The organism is Sphingobacterium sp. NPDC055431, from assembly GCF_053644255.1.
Map to the genome: position 1 here is coordinate 177,256 of NZ_JBSHLH010000001.1, position 20,047 is coordinate 197,302.

20 protein-coding genes and 3 tRNA genes are annotated in these 20,047 nt (G+C 40.3%); 4 read left to right on the forward strand and 19 right to left on the reverse strand.

Features of this window, described 5'->3' with window-relative positions; translation table 11 throughout:
• Position 1 precedes the first annotated feature (1 nt).
• The gene (locus ACWIB3_RS00775) at positions 2-1,498 is read left to right on the forward strand and encodes a RagB/SusD family nutrient uptake outer membrane protein (RefSeq protein ID WP_454290654.1); all 1,497 of its coding nucleotides are present in this window, start codon (positions 2-4) and stop codon (positions 1,496-1,498) included.
• A gap of 105 nt (positions 1,499-1,603) precedes the next feature.
• Here ACWIB3_RS00775 and ACWIB3_RS00780 read toward each other — a convergent pair whose 3' ends face one another.
• Positions 1,604-2,740, reverse strand: coding sequence for an acyl-CoA dehydrogenase (locus tag ACWIB3_RS00780; RefSeq protein ID WP_454290655.1), 1,137 nt, complete (start codon positions 2,738-2,740; stop codon positions 1,604-1,606).
• Between the two features lie 261 nt (positions 2,741-3,001).
• Here ACWIB3_RS00780 and ACWIB3_RS00785 point away from each other — a divergent pair, with 261 nt between their 5' ends.
• A complete protein-coding gene (locus ACWIB3_RS00785) occupies positions 3,002-3,637 on the forward strand; it encodes a peroxiredoxin (protein ID WP_185211376.1) in 636 nt (211 codons plus the stop codon).
• Positions 3,638-4,036: 399 nt separating this feature from the next.
• Here the strand turns inward: ACWIB3_RS00785 and ACWIB3_RS00790 are convergent, their stop codons facing one another.
• The 3 genes from ACWIB3_RS00790 to ACWIB3_RS00800 form a co-directional block, all read right to left on the reverse strand.
• Positions 4,037-5,110 (reverse strand): S1C family serine protease, encoded by a 1,074-nt coding sequence (locus ACWIB3_RS00790; RefSeq protein ID WP_185215857.1) that lies wholly within the window; start codon positions 5,108-5,110, stop codon positions 4,037-4,039.
• 11 nt (positions 5,111-5,121) lie between these two features.
• Entirely contained in the window at positions 5,122-5,706 is a 585-nt protein-coding gene (locus ACWIB3_RS00795; protein ID WP_185211374.1) for an RNA polymerase sigma factor, read from the reverse strand.
• Between the two features lie 205 nt (positions 5,707-5,911).
• On the reverse strand, positions 5,912-6,271 hold the full coding sequence (locus tag ACWIB3_RS00800) for a DUF4870 domain-containing protein (RefSeq protein WP_185211373.1): 360 nt from the start codon (positions 6,269-6,271) through the stop codon (positions 5,912-5,914).
• Positions 6,272-6,457: 186 nt separating this feature from the next.
• Here ACWIB3_RS00800 and ACWIB3_RS00805 point away from each other — a divergent pair, with 186 nt between their 5' ends.
• The gene (locus ACWIB3_RS00805; protein WP_185211372.1) at positions 6,458-6,685 is read left to right on the forward strand and encodes a (4Fe-4S)-binding protein; all 228 of its coding nucleotides are present in this window, start codon (positions 6,458-6,460) and stop codon (positions 6,683-6,685) included.
• Positions 6,686-6,746: 61 nt separating this feature from the next.
• Here the strand turns inward: ACWIB3_RS00805 and ACWIB3_RS00810 are convergent.
• The 7 genes from ACWIB3_RS00810 to ACWIB3_RS00840 all read right to left on the reverse strand — a co-directional run bounded on the left by ACWIB3_RS00810 (position 6,747) and on the right by ACWIB3_RS00840 (position 10,021).
• Positions 6,747-6,823: transfer RNA gene (locus tag ACWIB3_RS00810), tRNA-Asp, on the reverse strand.
• Positions 6,824-6,877: 54 nt separating this feature from the next.
• Positions 6,878-6,951 (reverse strand) — tRNA-Asp (locus ACWIB3_RS00815).
• 58 nt (positions 6,952-7,009) lie between these two features.
• A tRNA-Asp gene (locus ACWIB3_RS00820) sits at positions 7,010-7,083 on the reverse strand.
• A 73-nt stretch (positions 7,084-7,156) separates the two neighbouring features.
• Positions 7,157-8,230 (reverse strand): peptide chain release factor 1, encoded by a 1,074-nt coding sequence (gene prfA, locus ACWIB3_RS00825; protein WP_093100683.1) that lies wholly within the window; start codon positions 8,228-8,230, stop codon positions 7,157-7,159.
• A gap of 91 nt (positions 8,231-8,321) precedes the next feature.
• Positions 8,322-8,651, reverse strand: coding sequence for a DMT family transporter (locus tag ACWIB3_RS00830; protein WP_185211371.1), 330 nt, complete (start codon positions 8,649-8,651; stop codon positions 8,322-8,324).
• A gap of 69 nt (positions 8,652-8,720) precedes the next feature.
• Positions 8,721-9,284 carry a Crp/Fnr family transcriptional regulator gene (locus ACWIB3_RS00835; protein ID WP_185211370.1) on the reverse strand — a complete coding sequence of 188 codons (564 nt, stop codon included), beginning with the start codon at positions 9,282-9,284 and terminating at the stop codon, positions 8,721-8,723.
• Positions 9,266-10,021, reverse strand: a complete 756-nt coding sequence (locus tag ACWIB3_RS00840; RefSeq protein ID WP_254526575.1) for a UDP-2,3-diacylglucosamine diphosphatase — start codon at positions 10,019-10,021, stop codon at positions 9,266-9,268. Before ACWIB3_RS00840 ends, ACWIB3_RS00835 begins: the two co-directional genes overlap by 19 nt.
• A gap of 273 nt (positions 10,022-10,294) precedes the next feature.
• Here ACWIB3_RS00840 and ACWIB3_RS00845 point away from each other — a divergent pair, with 273 nt between their 5' ends.
• Positions 10,295-12,442 carry a prolyl oligopeptidase family serine peptidase gene (locus ACWIB3_RS00845; protein WP_454290656.1) on the forward strand — a complete coding sequence of 716 codons (2,148 nt, stop codon included), beginning with the start codon at positions 10,295-10,297 and terminating at the stop codon, positions 12,440-12,442.
• Positions 12,443-12,495: 53 nt separating this feature from the next.
• On the opposite strand, the gene ACWIB3_RS00850 is transcribed toward ACWIB3_RS00845, so the two are convergent.
• From ACWIB3_RS00850 to ACWIB3_RS00885, 8 genes are all read right to left on the reverse strand, one after another.
• Positions 12,496-13,137, reverse strand: a complete 642-nt coding sequence (locus ACWIB3_RS00850; protein WP_454290657.1) for a hypothetical protein — start codon at positions 13,135-13,137, stop codon at positions 12,496-12,498.
• 212 nt (positions 13,138-13,349) lie between these two features.
• A complete protein-coding gene (locus tag ACWIB3_RS00855; protein WP_454290658.1) occupies positions 13,350-14,585 on the reverse strand; it encodes a thioredoxin fold domain-containing protein in 1,236 nt (411 codons plus the stop codon).
• 101 nt (positions 14,586-14,686) lie between these two features.
• Positions 14,687-15,868 (reverse strand): C1 family peptidase, encoded by a 1,182-nt coding sequence (locus ACWIB3_RS00860; RefSeq protein ID WP_185211366.1) that lies wholly within the window; start codon positions 15,866-15,868, stop codon positions 14,687-14,689.
• 164 nt (positions 15,869-16,032) lie between these two features.
• Positions 16,033-17,088 (reverse strand): TerC family protein, encoded by a 1,056-nt coding sequence (locus tag ACWIB3_RS00865; protein ID WP_185211365.1) that lies wholly within the window; start codon positions 17,086-17,088, stop codon positions 16,033-16,035.
• A 3-nt stretch (positions 17,089-17,091) separates the two neighbouring features.
• A complete protein-coding gene (locus tag ACWIB3_RS00870; RefSeq protein WP_185211364.1) occupies positions 17,092-18,066 on the reverse strand; it encodes a polyprenyl synthetase family protein in 975 nt (324 codons plus the stop codon).
• A 53-nt stretch (positions 18,067-18,119) separates the two neighbouring features.
• Positions 18,120-18,686, reverse strand: coding sequence for a DUF3109 family protein (locus ACWIB3_RS00875; RefSeq protein ID WP_185211363.1), 567 nt, complete (start codon positions 18,684-18,686; stop codon positions 18,120-18,122).
• A gap of 3 nt (positions 18,687-18,689) precedes the next feature.
• On the reverse strand, positions 18,690-19,481 hold the full coding sequence (locus ACWIB3_RS00880) for a DUF3108 domain-containing protein (protein WP_454290659.1): 792 nt from the start codon (positions 19,479-19,481) through the stop codon (positions 18,690-18,692).
• Between the two features lie 30 nt (positions 19,482-19,511).
• The gene (locus ACWIB3_RS00885) at positions 19,512-20,027 is read right to left on the reverse strand and encodes a DUF2480 family protein (protein ID WP_185211361.1); all 516 of its coding nucleotides are present in this window, start codon (positions 20,025-20,027) and stop codon (positions 19,512-19,514) included.
• Between the last annotated feature and the right edge of the window lie 20 nt (positions 20,028-20,047).

Below are 20,047 nucleotides of genomic sequence, written 5' to 3' on the forward strand. Positions count from 1 at the left end.
AATGAAAATATTTAATAGAAAATTACAATACCCTATTCTAGGAACAGTATTGACTGCTGTACTCTTCCTTTCGGGATGTAAAAAGGAGGCTCTGCAAAAAGACCCTAGTGATAAAATCAATACAGAAGTCGTATTTGCATCGACAGAGAATGCATATTCAGCGATCAATGGTATGCACCGTCTAATGTACTCGCAGTGGTATAGTAACCAAGCTGCGGGTGGACAGAGCGGTAACATGATTTATATGGAAGTGCTTGGTGACGACTTTGTCATGACCGGCGCAGCCAATGGTTGGTTCAATAGTGAATACAAATGGATCAGCCATAGAGATGCCAACTCATCGATCAACCAGTATAACTATGGTTTTTACTATGCCTTGATTGGAAACGCGAACCAGATCATCAATAATATCGATGGCGCAGCAGGTCCTGAAGAAGATAAAAACTTCATCAAAGGACAGGCCTTGTCATACAGGGCATGGGGCTACTATCAAATGATTCAACTATTTGGTAAACGCTATGTAAAAGGTGGGAATAACTCAGGTTTAGGTGTTTCCATTATCTTGGATAAATCTACTACAGCTGTTGAACGCAATACCGTTGAGGAAGTTTATACACAGATCAATAAAGACCTAGATGATGCGATTGCATTATTTGCAAATGCGTCAGGCAGACCTGATGTATCACATTTGAATATCGATGTTGCAAAAGGTCTGAAAGCTCGTGTTGCTTTGACTCAACAAGATTATGTAACTGCGGCAAAATTTGCCAAAGAAGCTCGTGCTGATTATGACCTGATGACCAACGCTCAATATATTGGCTCGTTTACAACATCTGCCAATCCAGAGTGGATTTGGGGTATCCGTCATAGAGAAGACCAACCAACCTATTTTTATTCGTTCTATGCTTATGTAGGTAACTTCAGTTCTACCAACACCCGTGGTAACCCTAAGGCGATTAACTCGTTGTTGTATGATAAGATTTCAGATACTGACGTTCGCAAGCGTGTTTGGGATCCAACTGGAGCGGATAAAACATTTCCAGTTGCAGCAAGTGGTGTTCGTATGCCATATATGACCAGAAAATTCACGTTGACAAACCCTGGAAATAGTAATGGTGACTTGATGTTTATGCGTGCTGCGGAAATGTACTTGATCGAAGCTGAAGCTTTGGCAAGATCAGGATCAGAAGCTGCTGCGAAAGATGTGCTGTTGGAACTTGCTGAAAACAGGGACCCTGATTATGTTCTTTCTACCAATACAGGAGCAAGCCTGATCGAAGAGATCTTGACCCAAAGAAGAGTTGAGTTATGGGGTGAAGGCTTCAGGTTCTACGATTTGAAGAGATTGAACCTTCCTTTGGATAGAAATGGAGCAAATCACATTGCTTCCCTTGCCGTGGAGTTTTCAATTCCTGCAGGAGATAAACGTTGGGAGTTCTTGATCCCTCAAGGTGAAATTGATAGAACCTTAGGTGTAGTGGTTCAGAACCCATTGTAGTACTAGATGTGAATCATTGAATTCCATTCATAAAAGAAGCCAGGCAATTTGCCTGGCTTTCTTTTCTTAGTTACACTTTGATTTATTAATAATTATACCTGTTTCTTATCTCAATACCTCTCTTGCGATGACCAAGCGCTGAATTTCAGAGGTTCCTTCATAGATCTGTGTAATCTTGGCATCTCGCATCAATCGCTCTACATGGTACTCTTTTACATAGCCATAACCACCATGGATCTGTACAGCTTCCACGGTATGCTTCATGGCCACTTCGGAAGTGTTCAATTTCGCCATGGCAGCGATCTTTCCGTAAGGAAGACCTTGATCCTTGGTCCAGGCAGCTTTATAGGTCAGTAACCTTGCTGCTTCAATATCTACTTCCATATCCGCTAATTTGAACTGAATAGCTTGATGGTCTGAAATAGGTTTGCCGAAGGTCTTTCTTTCCTTAGAATAGGCCAATGCAAGGTCATACGCCCCAGCAGCAATGCCTAAGGCCTGTGCAGCAATACCGATCCGGCCTCCATCCAAGGTTTTCATGGCAAACTTGAATCCGAATCCATCCTCACCGATCCGGTTCTCCTTTGGAACCTTGACATCGGAGAACATTAGGGAATGGGTATCCGAGCTGCGGATTCCCAATTTATTTTCTTTTGGGCCAATGCTAAATCCAGGAGTGCCTTTTTCGACAATGAGTGCATTGATCCCACGATGCCCTAATTCAGGGTGGGTTTGGGCAATAACAATATAGATATCTGCATTACCACCATTGGTAATCCAGTTTTTTGTACCGTTCAGTAAGTAATGGTCACCTTTATCTTCAGCCATGGTATGTTGAGAGGAGGCATCAGAGCCTGCCTCTGGTTCGGATAGCGCAAAGGCGCCCAGTTTTTCTCCGGAAGCCAAGGGTTTTAGGTATTTCTGCTTTTGTTCCTCGGTTCCAAATTCATTCAATCCGAATAGGACCAGGGAATTGTGGGCCGACATGATCACTGCCGCAGAGGCATCTATCTTGGCGATCTCTTCCAGAGCGAGTACATAAGCGAGCGTATCCATGCCTGCACCGCCATATTGTTCTGGCGTCATGATGCCCATAAAACCTAGTTCGCCCATTTTTTTGACAAACTCGGTCGGGAACTTGGCCAGTTCATCCCTTTCAATTACGCCGGGTTTAAGCTCCTGAGCAAATTCTCGGGCAGCTTCGCGGATCATTTTATGTTCTTCTGATAGTTCGAAATTCATCTCTTTGCTTATAAGGTTATCTCAAATATAATTATATTTTATTATGCAAGCATAATAAAAACTAAAATATTATCTGTGTGGATGAAAAATATTTTTATCCTGATAAACCTTTGTTCTGCCTTGAGTGTTATTTAGTTGTGAGCCATAAAAGTAAAATGATTGTAAGAAAAATCTGAAATCAGACCGCTGTATTGCGATTTACAATAAAATCTACTATATTGATAGAGTAAACAATTTCGTTCATTATAAACATTAATAGATATGAGTTTAAGATTAGGTGATGATGCACCAAACTTTCAAGCCAAAACAACAGAGGGTGATATAAATTTCTATGATTATATAGACGGCAAATGGGCTGTCCTGTATTCACACCCTTCAGATTATACACCGGTATGTACCACAGAATTAGGTCGTACCGCAAAATTGAAATCCGAGTTCGACAAGCGTAATGTAAAAGTGTTGGCATTGAGCGTTGACTCCGTTGAGGACCACAATGGTTGGGTAAAGGATATCAATGAAACACAGAATACCCAGGTTAATTTTCCTATCATCGCAGATGAGGACAGACATGTGGCCGAGTTGTACGATATGATCCATCCAAATGCTTCTGCGACAGCTACAGTGCGTTCGGTATTTGTAATTGGGCCAGACAAGAAGGTAAAACTTACCTTGACTTACCCAGCTTCAACAGGAAGGAATTTTGATGAGATCTTGCGCGTGATTGATTCCTTGCAGCTTACTGCAGACTATCAGGTGGCAACTCCAGCGGATTGGAAAGATGGTGAGGATGTAATCGTTGTTCCAGCGATCAAGACTGAGGATATTCCAGCGAAGTTCCCGAAAGGATATAAGGAGATCAAACCTTACTTGAGGACGACTCCGCAACCAAACAAATAAGCCCATCCGGTATATCTGGACAGGATAATGTATAAGGCCAACTCTAGTTAGTTGGCTTTTTCTTTAAATGGATTTTTCTTTTTTCTAGGTACGATATACGAAGTGATCAGAGCAATAAGGGTCACGAGGCATAGTTGCTTTAAGATAGCTCCATAGTCGAGCTCAAAAGCGCTGTGTGATGACAAGAATTGAAAAACCTGTACAAAGATTGCCAATGCTAGAAAGATGAAAAAATAGGTCCAAAAGGTCCGCATATTCACTTTGTTTTTTTATTAAATATAATGAATAAGATATTTAAAATCAAAGTGATATAATTTTTGATGGGTAGGGTAGGTATAAAAACAGACAAGGTGCTACATGTTTGTAACACCTTGCTTCATACAAAAGTCCAATTTATTTTTAATAGACCTTGACCATGTAGATAAAGTCTTGCAACTTTTTGATCTGCTCGGTACGAGGTAAATTTGATAGGCTATTTTTATTGTTCAGAACGATGTTCCCTTTCAGGGATTCTTCTGGGATACGGTTCAATGTTTCGATCAGTGCTTTGGTCTTGATCGCAAAAGCTGCTCCATCGAGACCTTTTTGTTTACCGGAGATAATACCGATGATATTTCCGTTCTTATCAAGGACTGGGCCCCCACTGTTACCCGGGTTTACGGGTACAGAGATTTGATAAGCTGTGGTATCACCGCTGTAACCTGTTGAGGAACTCAAGTAGCCTTCGCCATATACAGCTTCATCCCGTGGATAACCGATGGTGTAGATACCTTCACCAAGATCGGTGTTCTGTCTTCTGAACGTATATGGGATATTTGCCGATTGAGCGATAAAGTTTGAGTCTGAAATATGCAGGATAGCTAAGTCCTTCTCAGAATCCACGAAGATTATGGAAGCCTTATAAGAATCGCCTTTATTGTTTTGTAGGTGGATGGAGTCAGCTCCACTCACGACGTGAAAATTTGTTACTACGTAGCCATCTTTGGTCAGCATAAATCCAGTTGCACCATATTGAAGGGCATCCTGTGGAGCATTGCTTTCCTTGTTGATGTTCCTGATGGCATTGTGGTGAGCATTGACGTTGCGTTTAACGCTATTTATCTCTCTTTTAAGGGCGCTATAGTCCGAGTTGGCTCTACGCAGCGTAGAGAAGTATCCGGTTGAATACAGCGTAGCTAAAGAAGAAAGAACGGCGACAGCAGCTGCTGCCACGGCATTGATCTTTAATTTCTTCCACAAACGAACCACAATAGTTTCGTTAGGCTGTTCCTGGATGGTTTTTTCCAATTGACTTTTAAACTCTGCACGCGCTTCATGGCGCTTCATGGTTTGCACGAATTCTGCATGCGATAGAAAAAGCGCATTCAAATCTGGGTCTTGATCGCACAACAGTTCAAATGATTCCTTTTCTTTAGGATCCATCTGGCCGTTGAGGTAGCGGTCTGCCAATTCTAAAAATTCTTGCTGTCTCATTTCAACTTTTACTAATCAGATTTTTGATCAAAGAAAAGCTTCTTCAATCGTTGTAAACATTTATATTTCTGAGTTTTCGCGTTGTCAGTATTGGTGTATCCAAACTTTTCGCAGATTTCGTTCATGGACTTGTTCCTGATGTAGAAATCCTTTAAGATCGTTTGGCAGGGTTCACCCAGTTGGCTCATTGCGCTGTCCATTTTGGAGAAGTCATTTTCTTTCTCGATATGGCTCTGGATGTCGCTTTCCACATCGGCAATTTCTAATCCGTCGGAGTCAGAAGTGCCCATGCTGTTTTCCCTTTTGTTCAGTTGCTTTAACCACAATCTCCTACATACTGCATATAGGAACGTACTTAACTTACTGCTGAGCTCGAAATTCTCATGAGTAACTTTATCGTACAATACCATGACCGCTTCCTGAAAAATATCTTTGGCTTCATCCTCCGTTCCTTTGTTTCCGGTAATAAGGTGGGATACGGAAGGATAGCAGGTTTTATAGATTTCTGAAATTACTGAGTTGTCTCCTTTTCGTAAACCTTCCAGCAATTCCTTGTCCTCACGGGTCTTTGGTAATATTTGTCTTATTTTACTCACTTATTAATACCCTAATTTTCAAATAGTAACCCAAGATTTGTTAAAAATTTTATTATTTGTGATTTCGTTTCCAAACGTAAGAGAATTTTTATGGAATATCAATCCAATTTATAATCTATTGACATTTTTTAAAAATTTGAAGGAATGACAAACTAAAAGACACCTGCCTGTCGGGGGTGTCTTTCATTTATTTGGTTCATGGGGCTTAAATCCCCGCAAATAGATTGTTGTAATACTCACCCAACAAAGGAACCGGTTTCTTGTTGCCATTGGCTGCATTGATAATCCCGATAATCCATAAGATAATCATCAATAACGCCGTTATGGCTGATATAATCCATCCTATAAATGGAATATAGCTCATTACACCGGAAACGAATAATGTCAAAAATATGCCCAATGATTGACGGATATGGTATGTTGCGAAATCATTCCGTTTTTCATTGTTCAATACAAAGGCAATTATAAGACCAATGATTGTTAAATAGGCAATTATGGCAATGTTTTTACCATCATTGATGATGTTGTTACCGCCACTTTCAATCGGAGTTTGTGGATTTTCCATAAGATTAAGGTTATAATTTAGATTAAAAATAAACAAATATTTCAATAAGTTTCTATTCATGTCCTTTAAGGTTCAATTTGCTCACGCTGAAATCGAATGAGGTAATTTCTTTCCATCTTCAAGGATGATTTTTATAAACAAAAGGTTTTGTAGCTTGTTACTCATTAAAATAGGAGAAAGAAGATCATGGAAGAAAAAATTATTCGCTATAAGCATCCTAATGGAGAGATAACGGTGCTTTGGCGGCCTAAGAAATGTATTCATTCGGCGGTATGTATCAATATGTTGCCCCGGGTGTATGATCCGGGGGACCGTCCCTGGGTGAAGCCTGAACATGCAAGTACGCAGGAGCTGATCAATCAGATTGATCGCTGTCCTTCGGGAGCTTTGCAGTATGAATTACATGGGGGTTAGAAAAGGAATTGGCATAAAACAAAAAAGGTATCATGGATTTCATGATACCTTTTGATTTTTTTGGCGGTCTGGACGGGACTCGAACCCGCGACCCCATGCGTGACAGGCATGTATTCTAACCAGCTGAACTACCAGACCAAAAAAATAAACTTAAAAAGAACAAATGAAAGACTAGCTTCATTTTAATTTTAGCGGTCTGGACGGGACTCGAACCCGCGACCCCATGCGTGACAGGCATGTATTCTAACCAGCTGAACTACCAGACCTAAAATCTCTTAAAATTAAAAAAAGAACTCTTTGAAGCTTCGCTTCTCTTTTTGTTTGCGGTCTGGACGGGACTCGAACCCGCGACCCCATGCGTGACAGGCATGTATTCTAACCAGCTGAACTACCAGACCTTTTTCCTTCTTTTCAGAAGGTGTGCAAATATAGTGTTTATTTCTATATCTGCTAATAAATTTTTGAAAAATCTTACTCTACGGCGCCTTCTTTCATCTTTTCTGCATTCTCAGCAAACTGCAATGCATCTATAATGTCTTGAATATCACCGTCCATAATTGCCGGCAGGTTGTACATCGTCAATCCGATGCGGTGTTCCGTTACACGGCCTTGTGGATAGTTGTATGTACGGATCTTTGCCGAACGGTCACCAGTGGATACCATGGTTTTACGTTTTGCCGCTATATCCCCGTGTTTCTTCTGTACTTCTAGTTCATAAAGCTTGTTACGTAGCATCTCCATGGCTAATTCACGGTTTGCTAACTGCGAACGCTCTACCTGACAAACAACTACGATACCCGATGGTTTGTGTGTCAACTGAACTTTGGTCTCTACCTTGTTCACGTTCTGTCCACCAGCACCTCCTGATCTTGATGTCTGCATTTCGATATCGCCTGGATTCAATTCCACGTCGACCTCTTCTGCTTCTGGTAATACGGCTACCGAAGCTGCGGAAGTATGCACACGACCCTGAGTTTCTGTGTCTGGAACACGTTGAACACGGTGAACACCTGATTCATATTTCAATTGTCCGTAGACATCCTCGCCGATTACTTTTAAGATAACCTCTTTGTAACCACCGGAAGTTCCTTCCGTCACATCCATTACTTCGTTTCTCCAACCTTTGGTTTCAAAGAAACGAGTGTACATACGGTAAAGGTCTCCTGCAAACAATGCAGCCTCATCACCGCCAGTACCGCCACGGATCTCGATGATGGCGTTTTTAGCATCCTCTGGATCCTTAGGGATCAACATTAAGCGGATTTCCTCTTCTTTTTCCTCTTTCTCCGTATATAAGATATCCAGTTCCTCTTTGGCCATCTCTCTCAATTCCTGATCTTTCTCGTTGGCTAGGATATCTTTGTTGGTGTCGATATTGCTGACCATATTTTTGTAAATATGGTATTGCTCAACAATTTTGCCCAAGTCTTTGTATTCCTTGTTCAACTTTGCAAAGCGCTTCATGTCGCTGATGGTATCGGGATTGCTTAACTCTCTTTCAACTTCTTCCCAGCGCTCTTTTATGGCTTGTAGTTTCTCTAACATAAATTACATCTTGCTTTACCGCAGGGCGTTTGAAGACCATACACGGTAATTAATCGACAAAAATAAAGATTTTTATGCGCTTTTAAAGATACTAATGCGAAGAAACTGCTTTTAGCCCAACAATTGACCCGATTAAAGTGATAATAAAGAAGATGCGCCAGAAATCTGTAGGTTCTTTAAAGAAGAAAATACCCATTAAAACGGTACCTACAGCACCGATTCCGGACCATACCGCATAGGCAGTTCCTAAAGGAAGGGTACTGGTTGCTTTGATCAATAAACCCATACTGATAGTTACACTGATCAGAAAGCCTAGGTACCAAAGGTACATTTCAGTTCCAGTAGCATCTTTGGCGCGGCCGATACAATAGGTGAAGGCGACTTCAAATAAACCACCAATTATTAATATTATCCAATTCATTGCTGTATTTTTTTAATGGCGCAAAGGTCTATTTTAATTTAGCCATTTCTTTTTACAATTGTTAAATTTTTATCTTTTTATACCGCGTATACGGCTCAATGTAACTTGGGAGATGCCTAGATAGGAAGCAATATAGCCTAATTTGATCCGGTTAGTGATGTTTGGAGCCTTTTTTAAGAGTTCCTCGTAACTCTCATACGAAGATCTGAAAAGGCGGAGCATCAACCTTTCTTCAATTTTTAAGGCTTCAAGCTCGGCTAAGCGGCGGCCCCAATTGCTAATGGAGGTATGGTTTTGGTAAAGATCCTGTAGCTTTTGAATGGAGAGACGGTATAATTGGGATTTTTCTAATGTTTGTATGGTCTCATAGCCGGGTTGCTGATGGATATAGCTATTCAAGGACATCAGGACTTCACCAGGAAAGGTAAAACCAAGGATGATTTCCTTTTCTATTTTGTGATAATAGATCCTACATATCCCTTCTTTCTGGAAATACAGAAAGGGACTGGTTTTATCAGCATAGATTACGGTGCTGTTCTTGGGGACTTCAATCAGTTCACAGATGCCTTCCAATAAGGAAAACTGTTCATCATTCATCGGGTAGATCGAGTTTGCTATTTCTCTGAATTCCATTTTTCAAGTTTAATTTCTTGCCCGTCCCAAACAGCATAAGTATGGTAGTTGATCCATTCGCCTAGGTTAATGATTCGGCTACTGTTTTTCAATTGAATATCATAGGGTAGATGACGATGTCCAAAAATGAATAAGTCATAATGCTGTTTCTCGAGGATTTCCTTGGCATAAACAATCAGCCACTCATTCTCTTCTCCAAGGAACCTTTCTTCGGCATTATTGGATATGCGGCTATGTTTGGACCAGCGCTGTGCAATCCCGATCCCGAGATTAGGGTGTAGCCGGGCAAACAACCATTGGCAGAGTGAGCTGCGGAATATTTTCTTGAGAAATTTGTATTTCGAATCACCAGGGCCCAATCCGTCGCCGTGGTGGATATAAACGGATTTTCCATTGAGGTTGATGACTTTCTCATTGGATATGATTTCCGCTTTCAGTTCATCTTTCAGGTATCCGAACATCCACATATCGTGGTTGCCCTTAAATAGCGTGATTTTGATCCCCAGATCAGCTAATTCAGCCAATTTCCCCAAAAATCGGATATAGCCTTTTGGTACAACCGTGCTGTATTCAAACCAAAAGTCAAAGATGTCCCCAACTAAATAGAGCTCTGCAGCGTCGGTCTTGATGTAGTCCAGCCATGAAATAATATGCTGTTCCCTAACCTTGGATTGATCCATCGGATAGGAACCTAAGTGGAAATCTGATGCAAAATATATTTTATTGCCTGGGCTCATTCAGGTCAAAACTAGCATAATAATTACGGATTATCAAGACAGGGTAATATTTGGTTTAATGGAATTAAAACCAATATAATGAAGGGAATGGTAGGAAGGGAGAGAAATGAAAAAAGTTTGAACAACAAGTACCGTGATTTCCTTGCTGTCCAAACTGATATTATTAACTGTTTAATCAATGAAAATCTCGTCACGCTGGGTATGCAAATTTCATTAGGATTTGACTTGCAAATTATTTCATTAGTTTTGTGCTGAACTAATTGTACGATCAATATGATGAAATATTTAAGTATTGGCATCCTTGCTGTTGGATTGACAGCTTGCCAACAAGAAAAAGTAATTGAATCAAAAGCAGACATTAGCGTGAAACCCTACCCCAAAACCCAAAAAATAGAACAAAAAGACATTTTCTTTGGAACTGAAGTCGAAGACCCATACCGTTGGTTGGAAGATGATCTTTCCCAGGAAACTAAAAACTGGGTGAAAGAAGAAAATGAGGTAACGGAAGACTACTTAAGCCAAATCCCTTTCCGTGAACAGATCAGAAAACGTCTAGAACACCTTTGGGACTATGAAAAGGTATCCGCACCTTTCAGATCCGGTGACTATATCTATTTTTTCAAGAATGATGGGTTGCAAAATCAAAGTGTGTTATATCGCAAAAAAGGTGATGAAGGTAAGGAAGAGGTCTTTTTGGATCCTAATAAACTTTCATCAGATGGCACAACCTCATTAGCGGGACTGTCCTTTAGTAAAGATGGGTCTTTGGTTTCTTATCAGATCTCTGAAGGAGGTTCCGATTGGACCAAGGTCATTATCCTTAATGCGGAAGACAAATCCATTGTAGGAGATACCCTGATGAATGTAAAGTTCAGTGGAATGGCCTGGAAAGGTAATGAAGGAATCTACTATAGCTCTTATGACAAACCAAAAGAAGGCTCTGCATTATCTGCCATGACAGACCAACACAAGTTGTTCTTCCACAAATTAAACACGCCTCAAAACACAGATGAGCTTGTCTTTGGCGGACCGAAAACACCGAGAAGGTATATTGGCGCTGGCCTGACGGAAGATGAACGCTTTTTGGTCGTTACGGCTGCCAACTCAACTTCAGGAAACGAACTCTATATCAAAGACCTTTCAAAACCTGAGTCTCAGTTTGTCACCGTAGTAAACAATATGGAGAAAAACCACTATGTCCTGGACAATGATGGCGATCGTCTGTTGATCTATACGGAATTAAATGCACCGAATGGCCGCATTGTGCAAACAGATATCGCTACTCCAACCCCAGAGGCTTGGAAAGACCTGATTGCTGAAACGGATCAAGTCTTGAGTCCATCAATTGGTGGGGGTAAAATATTTGCCAGCTACCTTAAAGATGCAACGACCCAGGTGAAGCAATACGATAGAGCCGGTAAATTTGAACATGATATTGAATTGCCAGGAGTAGGTTCTGCAGGTGGATTTAGTGCAAAGAAGGAAGAAAACGATCTTTATTATTCTTTCACGAACTATGTTAATCCAGGTACGATCTATAAATACGAAATTGCATCGGGAAAATCAGAGATTTACAAAAAACCTGAGGTCCAATTTGACCCAGCCAAATACGAATCCAAGCAGGTGTTTTACACGTCCAAAGATGGAACCAAAGTCCCAATGATCATCACCTATAAAAAAGGAATTAAATTGGATGGAACTAATCCGACCATGTTATATGGTTATGGGGGCTTTAATATCTCCTTGACACCTTCCTTCAGTGTGAGCAATGTCATCCTATTGGAACAAGGCGGCGTCTATGCAGTCGCTAACCTTCGTGGTGGTGGCGAATATGGTGAGAATTGGCACCTAGCAGGGACGAAGCTCAAAAAACAGAATGTTTTTGATGATTTTATTGCTGCAGCAGAATACTTGATCAACGAAAAATACACCTCTTCGGAGAAACTAGCGATCTCTGGAGGATCCAATGGAGGTCTATTGGTTGGTGCATGTATGACCCAAAGACCAGAGCTTTACAAGGTGGCATTTCCATCGGTAGGCGTTTTGGATATGTTGCGTTATCATAAATTTACTGCCGGTGCAGGTTGGGCATTCGATTATGGAACAGCTGATGATAATGCTGAAATGTTCAATTACCTGTTGAAATATTCTCCATATCACGCTTTAAAGGCAGGTACCGACTACCCAGCGACGATGGTTACCACAGCCGATCATGATGACCGTGTTGTTCCAGCACATTCCTTCAAGTTTGCAGCCAGACTGCAAGAATACAACAAAGGATCCAATCCAGTATTGATCAGGATTGATACAAAAGCTGGCCATGGAGCAGGTAAGTCAACTGCCATGGTCATTGCTGAACAGACCGATAAATGGTCCTTTATGTTCCAGAACATGAAGCAGGGCTATAAGGAAGTTAAATAAATGAAAGAGGCTCGGAATTTTTTCCGAGCCTCTTTTTATTAGGTGTTGTTACCTTATTTTTTAATCAATTTATAATAGTACTTCACATTGGCATAGGCAAGGGTATCCGAAGTTTCGGTCATATCATCCTTACTCGGGAAATGATAGGTATTTCCCCAAAAGAAATCCTTGTCAGAAACGAGTCCTTCACTCCGATTATCTAGATAGAAAGAAGATTCTTTTCGTTTTTTAATCAAGCGACTATAATTGCTCTCATAAATGATTTCTTCCTTGGTACTTGGATAAGTTCCGTAGTATTGCCAAAAATCAGCATAAATATTCCATCGGAATAAGGAGTCCTTTTCACCGACTTTGAATCCAAAGACATTACTCTCATATTCATTGGGAAATTCAGTCAATGTATCTCTTCGTACCATCAATGAATCATATTTGAAATAGGAAAGCTTGTTCTCTTTCCCAAAAGAGGTCGTAAAATAAGTGTTAGGATCGAAACCTTCAGATTTATCTACAGCCCCTTCCTTGGACCCAACATACAATTTGGCATTGACGAGTTCAAATCGATCAAACTTATAAATCATGGGTTTGTTTGGATCCTCCTTGACATCTGGATCAATGGGATCCTTGGTACAGGAATAGCTAAATAATAACGGGAGAATAATTAGCAGGGAATTCTTAAAGTTAAGTGTAAATTTCATAGCATCTTGGTAATAATAGGATATGCAACAAAATTAGAAAGATTATTTATCAAAGAGAAATATTAGCCATTTGAATTTCGCTGAAATTCCCAAAAAATGCGTATATCAAAAAAAGAAGCTATCTGTTTTAGATAGCTTCTTTTTCTAAATTAAAATATCTTCCGACTCATAATGAGTTGGATAGGGGTATATGCTCTGTGTTCTTACCAGAATTATTTCACCCAAGTAGGTTCACCTTTTTTCATTTTCTCCAAGGTTGCTTGGTATTCAGCCTTACTGCCTTCATCCACTGCAGCAATAGCTTTCTCCTGCCATTCGATAGCTTCTTTCGTTTTTCCTACTTTGTGCAATAGGTTGGCATAAGTATCCATTAATGCTGGGTCATTTGCTTCTTCAAGGGATTTCTTGCTCCATGCTAAAGCCGATTCAACACAGGAAGGATCATCACAGTTCTCAAATATGGCCCAAGCAAACGAATTCAATTGTGATGCATTTACTTTAGAAGGGTCAAGGTTGATATAGGCTTGTACAGCATCCCTGAATGCTGGCCAATTTTGCTGTCTGGCATAGTAGTTAGGTTTGAAGCTGGCAATAGAATTCGTTAAAGAAATCGTTGGATACTTCTTGCTCACTTCCTCTACCGTTTTATCAAAGATATCAGTTTCAGACTTCATTACCACTGGAGCTATCTCTGAATTGATAATGGATACCGAAAGGATTTGGTCTGTTTTTCCAGCGCCTAATTTAGCATCAACTTTCTCTTTGTTTTCCAGAAGGGTATTGAATGCTTTAGATCCTGGTTTACCCACGTTTTTGCTGATCAATTTCAGAACATCGTCTTCCATTAATTCCTCTGCTGTAGAGTTGTTGATGACACTTTCAACAGCTTTGGCGGTCAATTCTCGGTCATAGGCCTTTACCGCTGCTGTAGCCATTGATTTAGCGGTAGCTTTATCATTGGGTTGGTCATTGAATTTCTTAACCAATGTTTCGTATTGCGTGTTTGGATCTAGACCTTCTTTTGCAGCTGCAATGAATTGGTCTGCCTCACCACCACCAACAATGCGGTGTACCAATTCGCCATCCGGACTGAAGATCAGGAAGGTAGGGTATGCCGCAACTTTATAATCTTTTGCAAAGCGTTTCGCTTCTTCGCGCCATGATTTAACATCCTCATTATCCGCTGGCGTTTCATCCATTTGGATCTTCAGGTTCACAAAATTCTCATTAAAGAAGGAACCTACCTTTTCTTGAGGAAAGATATTGGCAGCCATCCATTTACATGGTCCACACCATGTCGTAAAGGCATCAACAAATATATGCTTGTTCTCTGCTTTGGCTTTTTCTTTCACTTTGGCCCAAGTCGTGTTGTGCTCAAAGGAAATTCCTTTCTCTTGGCCGATTGCCAAAAAAGGAAGAGTGAATAACAATAATATTAACTTTTTCATAATCAGTGTTTATTACATATTGTGGAATTGTAAAAACTAAGTTAATTATTTAAATGAAAAAGTCCCGATTTTTATCGGGACTTTTGATATTTTATTTAAGATTAAATACCTAATTGTTTCTGCATGTTTTTATCCAATGCTTTCTTATGAACCAATAAAGAAATTGTTTTGTAGCGAACAAATTCTTTAGTTGCGTAAAGGTATCCTTGGTAATCATTGGAAACTCCCCATGAGTTTTTCACGATATAGTATTCTTTTCCGTTTTGATCCTTCACTTTACCTACGATATGCATACCGTGGTCATCAGTCGTTTCGTAGTTGTCAAAAGCCTCTTGTCTTTGGTCTGCTGTGATAGCTGGTTCCGCTTTAGGACCATTGAACAATTGATCTACTTCCTCTTTGCTCATTTTCTCGATCGGTTTCTCCGGTACGAAAGCAACCCCGTTCTTCCAGCTGAATGTTTTCTCAGAAACATCCGTAGCCCAAGCTACAGTGAATCCTTTTTCTAAGGCTTTGTCGATGATATCTGTTAGATCATTGATCTTCACATTATAAAAACTCTCAAACGACCAGTTGTCTGGAATCAAAAGGACAAACGGTTTATAGTAGGCATGTTCCTCAAATGAAGAGATCCCTACATAGTCGTCAGGATTGATGCCGATTACTTGGTCAGCAAATGTTCTTGGCGTATATGTTTTTCCTTTGTATTGGAATGATTCTGGAACTTCCCCTAAGTAAGAGTCCATGGCACCAGTAAATGCGCTCATCCAGTTTTTTGAAGGTTTCTTGCTTTTTGCAACTGTCTCCGTGATGGATTGCAAGATTGGACTCATCTCACTGAAATTGTTTCTGGATTGTCCCTCTGGCAATCCTGTATATACATCATAAGGTACAGCACCGTATTTTCTGAAGATCGTCAATACATCATGCAATTGTCCACCATCACCTTGCGCTTGCTCACCATGTAGACGAACGAAGTTCTTCGCTTTTTCAACATATGTATTGCGTGCTGTATACAATTGGGAGATTTCAACGGGGTCTTTACCCATACGGATCATTTCTGACTCTAGGAATGAGTTTCCTGAGTATGACCAACAGGTCCCTGATGATCCCTGATCTTTAATAGAAGTCCTTCCTAAGTTGATGACTTCTGTGAACTTAAACCCTTCCTTGCTATTGTCGCTTGCATTTCCTTTTAGGGCATTTATTAGATTGTCTTGAGCTTGTACTTGTGTAGCAGCAAAGAACGCTGCTGCAATTAGAATAGATTTACTCCAATTCATATGATTTGTGTGTTTTTTTTAATTGTGCACGAATTTATTAATTATAAACCGCGAACAAGGGTAGATTTTGTAAAAATATTAGCACAAATATTTCAATAGGATTAAGATTAGCTTCCTATGAAAAGAAACGGGCTGGTGATATCACCAGCCCGTTTCTAAATTCTTTATGCTTTATCAAAATCCTGCTTCTTCGGAAAGGCTAAGGATGCAATGATACTTAGTGCTAGTATTCCTATAATGACGATCAGGGAATGCGAAGTCGTAAAGCCCCATTCTTTCAGGTAACTGTGCAACAACATTTTCAGACCGATGAAGATCAATAGGAATGCTAATCCGACTTTCAAATAATGGAACTTGTGGATAATGTTTACCAATAAGAAGAACATTGACCTTAATCCCAGGATCGCAAAGATATTGGAGAAGAATACAATATAAGGGTCTTTCGTTACCGAGAAGATCGCAGGGATCGAGTCAACTGCAAAGATCAAATCGGTAAACTCGATCACCAAAAGGACCAAGAACAAAGGGGTCATGTATTTTTCGCCATTTTCAATATGGAAGAACCTTCCTTGATCTAACTTATGGGTTACTTTAAAGTGTTTTGAAGCAAATTTTACCACAGGGTGGTTCTCCGGATCAACCTCTTCCTCTTTGTTTCGGTTGATGTACATATTAAATCCAGTATAAACCAGAAATGCACCGAATACATAAAGGATCCATCCAAATTTGGTGATCAAGGCTGCACCTACGAAAATAAAGATACAACGCATGATAATCGCCCCTAGGATACCCCATACCAATACTTTATGATAGTATTTCTCAGGAATACCAAATGAACTGAACAAAAGAACCATAACAAAGATATTGTCAACGGAAAGGGCATATTCAACCACATAACCGGTCAGGTATTCCAGGGTCAGGTTCTTGTTGTAGATATGAATACTGCCCGCTAGGTCGTTTTCATTAATGGTAATGTTATGGAAATGGTTTGCGACGACTTCCTTGAGTCGAGCCATGTCATGAACATTGTGGAGTTCATTCCCCCAATAATACAGGAGCAAGCCAAACAAGAGGGCAAAGGTTACCCAGATGGCACTCATGATTGCTGCAACTTTTAACGATACTGGTTTGTCACTTTTGGAAAATAGACCTAAATCTATCGCTAGCATCAGAATTATAAATATTATAAATCCGATCATAAAAAGTGCTTCGTGGCTCATATTCTATTTTTTTCTTTCTGTAGTGTAACGTACTAATTGTTCTAATCCTAATTTATATTCTCCGCCGTTCGGGATGGTATCTAAGATATCAAAAGCTTCCTGCTGATATTTCAGCATTTGCTCCGTAGCATAGTCCAACCCACCGTTGATCTTGACGAAATTGATGACTTCAGCCACTTTTTGTGCATCTTCATTATGATGCTTCACTAAGTTGATGATCTTCCTTTTCTGCGCCTTATCAACGACAGAAAGGGCATGGATCAAAGGCAAGGTCATTTTCTTTTCCTTGATGTCGTTACCAACCGGCTTTCCGACATCATCCAAACCAAAATCAAACAGATCATCCTTGATTTGGAAAGCTATTCCAACCTTTTCGCCGAACAAGCGTAGCTTTTCAATGGTTTCTGGATTGGCTCCAGCTGATGAAGCACCGATGGCACAACAGGAAGCAATCAAAGAAGCCGTCTTTTTACGGATAATGTCATAATAGATTCCTTCTTCAATATCCAGGTGCCTTGCTTTCTCAATCTGCAGCAATTCTCCCTCGCTCATTTGCTCCACAGCTTCCGAGGCTAGGCGCAACAGGTCATGTTCCTTATGCTTTACCGATAACAATAAACCCTTGGAAAGCAAAAAATCACCAACCAATACAGCAACCTTGTTCTTCCATAGGGCATTGATCGAGAAAAATCCACGTCTCTCATTGGAATTGTCCACTACATCATCATGAACCAAGGAAGCAGTATGAAGTAATTCTACCAACGAGGCACCATGATAGGTGGATTCGGTAATACCTCCGGTCAATCCAGCTGAAAAGAAAACAAACATAGGTCGCATCTGTTTTCCCTTTTGCTTAATAATATAACGTGTAATACGGTCTAACAGCGGGGCGGAACTCTGCATAGAAGCCTTGAAGGTCTTTTCAAAGCGTTTGAGATGTTCTTTTATAGGAAGTTGTATTTCGTCTAATGTTAACATGTAGTGGGTATAAGACCTTCAGGTCAAACTGAATCGCAATAAAAATACTAAAATTATGCTTTAGAAGCTAAGGTATTTTCAAGCTGTTGGTACCATTCTTCACCGTATTCACGAATCAAAGGGTCTTTCAGGAACTTATAAACTGGGATTTTAAGTTCTTGCCCAAAACTGCAGGCATCTTTACAGATATACCAACGGTCATAATGCAAAACATCAAACTCAGGGTAGTGCGTAGCACGGATAGGATAGAGGTGGCAGGAAATCGGTTTCTTCCATTGCACATCTCCCATTTCATAGGCTTTTTCAATACCGCATTTCGTAATCCCGTTTTCCCAGGTTACATAGGCACATTCCTTATTGCCGCCCACACAGGTCGTCGTCAGGTCGCCATCGGCATCAACCACTGAGGTTCCCTGCTCCTCAATGGCTTTTATCCCCGCCTCAGTGAGGTAGGGTTTTACTTTTGGATAAATCTCCGCTAATATCTTGGTCTCAGCCTCCGTCAATGGTGCTCCTGCATCGCCTTCAATGCAACAAACTCCCTTACACTTGCTGAGATTACACACAAAGTCATTGTTGATGATATCCTCATGAACAAGGACATTTCCTACTTCTATCATTTTCTATTTTGAATAACTTACCCTCTTGCCCAATGGATACTTTAGACCATCTGCACTCACTAAATCCATAGTCACTGATCCAATCAAGATTTCCACTTGAGCCTTCACAGGTATACGATTGCCATCATTGGTAACCCAAAGATACAAACGACTGCTCTTTTTAAAGATTCTTCCTGGAGATATTTCTGGACTAAGCTTGATACATTCAAGTTCTCCCAATACCGACTTTACCTTTTCAACCCCAATATACTCAACACCAAGCTGTGCAACCTCATCGTTCAAAAAGTAAGTGATCTTAAATTTATCGCCAGACTTTAAGCCTGAAAAATCTAGGTTCCTGGAAAAATAATATGCAGATACCAAATCAAAAGTCTGCTGGGTCGGACTGGTGAAAGTACCTTTTTTACCCTTTACCTTCTTGGTCTTATGATCAAATGTCGCATATTCTACCCTACGATAGTTGTTCTCCCTGATATTCTCGGTATAGAGAATAGGAAGGAAGTTGGACTGATCTATATAGGAATCATACTGGTTCTTGACCGTGTAAAATTTGGAAAATGCTCCAGAGGTCTGCCCAAAGGCCGACAAATGGATAGCATCGTTGATCCCAAAACTATATTTTGACTCCTGAACTGAAAGTGTTCCAGTTGCTGCCGAAATAAAACCATATCTAAGCTTATATTTTAATATTTCGCCGGGCTTGAAAGTAGGTTCTTTTAAATAGGGGAGCGTTTGTCCAATGACCGAGGTCATCAAAAAAACACTGAATACAATTAATGAAATAAATCTTTTCATACGGGTTTGACAGCAATTATATTGGAAAGTTTAAGATTTTCGCTTGAATACAGGGACAGTGGAACAAGGTTCTCCGTACATGACGCTTTTGGCAACCTTGCTTAATTGTGTTGTAAATGTAACAAAGGCTGATTCAGGTACCGGAATATCTCCACAACCTTTTACTACGATGCGTTGGTCCTGGTACTGGCTATAGTCCAGGGTAGAAAGGGCATGGTCAAATAAGATCTTGCGCACATAGTCCTCATCCCCAAAATGGATCGATAAGGCTTGATCAGCTAATTTGGTAGATAGGAGCATATAGGCCCAGGTAGGCACAATCGCATCTGCAGAACAGATTATCCCGATATGTTTGTCCTTGTATTGGGTCCAGTCATGGGTTTTAATGAATTCCCTGAAGTCTTTTTCCTTAAGGATCAGACCATGGAATAAATTATCCTTGATATCATAAATTTCAATAGCGGCTTTTGGAGCATGCTCTGCCAAATCAATCGTTATCAACCCGCTCTGAGCGACCTTGTTTATTATGTTTTCTTGAATGTCCATTTCTATAAAAATAAAAAAAG

Coding starts and splice junctions, on each gene's coding strand:
- ACWIB3_RS00775 (WP_454290654.1), top strand. CDS start 2: ATGAAAATATTTAATAGAAAATTACAATACCCTATTCTAGGAACAGTA.
- ACWIB3_RS00780 (WP_454290655.1), bottom strand. CDS start 2,740: ATGAATTTCGAACTATCAGAAGAACATAAAATGATCCGCGAAGCTGCC.
- ACWIB3_RS00785 (WP_185211376.1), top strand. CDS start 3,002: ATGAGTTTAAGATTAGGTGATGATGCACCAAACTTTCAAGCCAAAACA.
- ACWIB3_RS00790 (WP_185215857.1), bottom strand. CDS start 5,110: ATGAGACAGCAAGAATTTTTAGAATTGGCAGACCGCTACCTCAACGGC.
- ACWIB3_RS00800 (WP_185211373.1), bottom strand. CDS start 6,271: ATGGAAAATCCACAAACTCCGATTGAAAGTGGCGGTAACAACATCATC.
- ACWIB3_RS00805 (WP_185211372.1), top strand. CDS start 6,458: ATGGAAGAAAAAATTATTCGCTATAAGCATCCTAATGGAGAGATAACG.
- prfA (WP_093100683.1), bottom strand. CDS start 8,230: ATGTTAGAGAAACTACAAGCCATAAAAGAGCGCTGGGAAGAAGTTGAA.
- ACWIB3_RS00830 (WP_185211371.1), bottom strand. CDS start 8,651: ATGAATTGGATAATATTAATAATTGGTGGTTTATTTGAAGTCGCCTTC.
- ACWIB3_RS00835 (WP_185211370.1), bottom strand. CDS start 9,284: ATGGAATTCAGAGAAATAGCAAACTCGATCTACCCGATGAATGATGAA.
- ACWIB3_RS00840 (WP_254526575.1), bottom strand. CDS start 10,021: ATGAGCCCAGGCAATAAAATATATTTTGCATCAGATTTCCACTTAGGT.
- ACWIB3_RS00845 (WP_454290656.1), top strand. CDS start 10,295: ATGATGAAATATTTAAGTATTGGCATCCTTGCTGTTGGATTGACAGCT.
- ACWIB3_RS00850 (WP_454290657.1), bottom strand. CDS start 13,137: ATGAAATTTACACTTAACTTTAAGAATTCCCTGCTAATTATTCTCCCG.
- ACWIB3_RS00855 (WP_454290658.1), bottom strand. CDS start 14,585: ATGAAAAAGTTAATATTATTGTTATTCACTCTTCCTTTTTTGGCAATC.
- ACWIB3_RS00860 (WP_185211366.1), bottom strand. CDS start 15,868: ATGAATTGGAGTAAATCTATTCTAATTGCAGCAGCGTTCTTTGCTGCT.
- ACWIB3_RS00865 (WP_185211365.1), bottom strand. CDS start 17,088: ATGAGCCACGAAGCACTTTTTATGATCGGATTTATAATATTTATAATT.
- ACWIB3_RS00870 (WP_185211364.1), bottom strand. CDS start 18,066: ATGTTAACATTAGACGAAATACAACTTCCTATAAAAGAACATCTCAAA.
- ACWIB3_RS00875 (WP_185211363.1), bottom strand. CDS start 18,686: ATGATAGAAGTAGGAAATGTCCTTGTTCATGAGGATATCATCAACAAT.
- ACWIB3_RS00880 (WP_454290659.1), bottom strand. CDS start 19,481: ATGAAAAGATTTATTTCATTAATTGTATTCAGTGTTTTTTTGATGACC.
- ACWIB3_RS00885 (WP_185211361.1), bottom strand. CDS start 20,027: ATGGACATTCAAGAAAACATAATAAACAAGGTCGCTCAGAGCGGGTTG.